The organism is Fusibacter sp., assembly GCF_057447755.1.
Genome location: NZ_JBVBZF010000462.1, coordinates 1 through 2093, shown reverse-complemented (window position 1 = coordinate 2093; position 2093 = coordinate 1). Strand labels below are relative to the sequence as shown.

Genomic DNA, 2093 nt, shown 5'->3' with positions numbered 1-2093 from the left:
TTCGAAGTGATCTTTTTGAAAATGTGAACTTCAATGATTTTGATATTATTGTTTCAAATCCGCCTTATATTTCGGAGGAAGATTTAATGGCATTAGAGCCTGAAGTTAGAGATCATGAACCAGAGTTGGCATTATATGGTGGTGTGGATGGTCTTGATTTTTATAAGTCAATCATTCCAGAGGCAATTGGATATTTAAAAACCGATGGCCTTTTGATTTTCGAAGCAGGCTATGATCAGGCTCAGGCGATAGCAGATTTGTTTGAATTGCATGGGTACAATGATATTGGCATATTTAGTGATTTACGTGGCATACCACGATTTATATATGGTCATTCTAACCATGACCAAGATAAAAAGAACGGATAATTGGAGGAAGTTATGTTTGACAAGTTAGAGTTTATTGAAGAAAGGTTTGAAGAGTTAGGGCTTAAAATATCAGATCCTGAAGTGATTAATGATCAGAAGCTTTGGCAAAAATTGATGAAAGAGCATTCAGAAATGGCTCAAATCGTTGAAAAGTATAAAGAATACAAGAGTGCAAAACAAGGTATAGAAGAAGCAAAAGAAATGCTTCAAGAGAGCAATGATGAAGAAATGAGAGAACTCGCAAAAATGGAGCTTTCTGATTTAGAATCAACGATTGAAGAGACAGAACTTGAGCTTAAAAAGTTATTGTTACCAAAGGACCCTAATGATGACCGAAATGTTATTTTAGAGGTAAGAGCAGGTGCAGGTGGTGATGAAGCTGGCTTATTTGCAGCCGAGCTTTTAAGACTCTATATCCGATATGCAGAAAGACAGCGTTGGAAAGTTGAGATCCTTAATACAAGTGATACAGGTGTAGGTGGTATTAAAGAGGCATCAATTATGATCAAAGGACAAGGTGCTTACTCAAGACTTAAATTTGAGAGTGGCACCCACCGAGTGCAAAGGATTCCTCAGACAGAGTCTGGTGGTAGAATCCATACCTCTACAGCAACAATTGCGGTATTAGCGGAAGTAGATGATGTTGAGGTTGAAGTTAAGCAAAATGACTTAAGAATAGATGTTTTTAGATCTTCAGGAAATGGTGGACAGAGTGTTAATACCACTGACTCTGCCGTTAGAATTACGCATTTACCAACAGGTCTTGTGGTGAGCTGCCAGGATGGCAAATCACAACTTAGCAATAAAGAAAAAGCCATGCAAGTATTAAAGGCAAGGTTATTTGAAATAGAGCAAAATAAGCAAAACGAAGAAATTGCTGAGCAGAGAAGAAGCCAAGTTGGTACTGGTGATAGAAGTGCAAAAATCAGAACTTATAACTTCCCGCAAGGCCGTATTACCGATCATAGAATTCCAGTGACCATGTATAAATTAGACAGTTATATGCAGGGTGAAATTGACGAAATGATTGATGAACTCGTTACATTTTTCCAAGCAGAGGCTTTGAAATCCTTGGAAGAATAGGAATATACTGACCTAAATTGACTTTTAAAGTTCGATTACACGACTTGAAGTTCGGCCAAACCCCTTGAAGTGTCATTTTTTAAGGAGTATACTAATTCAGTGGACTAAATCCAATGGGGTGGGTTAGTATGGAATCAAAATATTTGTTTTTGTTACAATTAGGAGCAATTCTATTGGCTGCTCATGTGGCAGGAATCATAAGTGAAAGATTAAAGCAGCCTGCAGTCTTGGGGCAAATTATAGTAGGTTTGATTTTAGGCGCAGGACTAATGGAAAAAACGGAATTGATCAATCAGTTTGCGGAAATTGGGGTCGTTCTTTTGATGTTCATCGCAGGACTTGAAACGGATGTTAAAGAATTGCTTGAATCAGGCAAGTCTTCATCAATGATTGCCCTAGGCGGTGTAATCGTTCCAGCTGTTTTAGTCTTTGTAGGCATGATGCTGATTATTCCTTCTCATGACAAAACTGTAGCCTTGTTTTTAGGGATTGTTGCAACAGCAACATCCGTTAGTATTTCGGTTCAGACCCTTAGGGAAATTGGTCAACTTAGGACCAAACAAGGCATCATGATTTTAGGTGCTGCCATTATTGATGACGTTGTGGGGATTGTACTTTTAACATTACTCGTTGGCATGGTAA

The 2093-nt window shown here is 38.2% G+C and carries 3 protein-coding genes; all 3 read left to right on the top strand.

From position 1 onward, the window contains the following. Window positions 1-368, top strand: a 368-nt coding sequence (locus AC220I_RS21680) for a N5-glutamine methyltransferase family protein (protein ID WP_486725954.1), incomplete at its 5' end; no start/stop codon positions are given. 12 nt (window positions 369-380) lie between these two features. Next, complete coding sequence (gene prfA, locus AC220I_RS21675) at window positions 381-1451, top strand: peptide chain release factor 1 (RefSeq protein WP_486725953.1); 1071 nt, start codon at window positions 381-383, stop codon at window positions 1449-1451. A 128-nt stretch (window positions 1452-1579) separates the two neighbouring features. Further along, the coding region (locus AC220I_RS21670) for a cation:proton antiporter (protein ID WP_486725952.1) at window positions 1580-2093 on the top strand (514 nt) is incomplete at its 3' end.

What these genes read in the sequence shown, in the direction of transcription:
- prfA (WP_486725953.1), top strand. Translation starts at nt 381, where the DNA reads ATGTTTGACAAGTTAGAGTTTATTGAAGAAAGGTTTGAAGAGTTAGGG.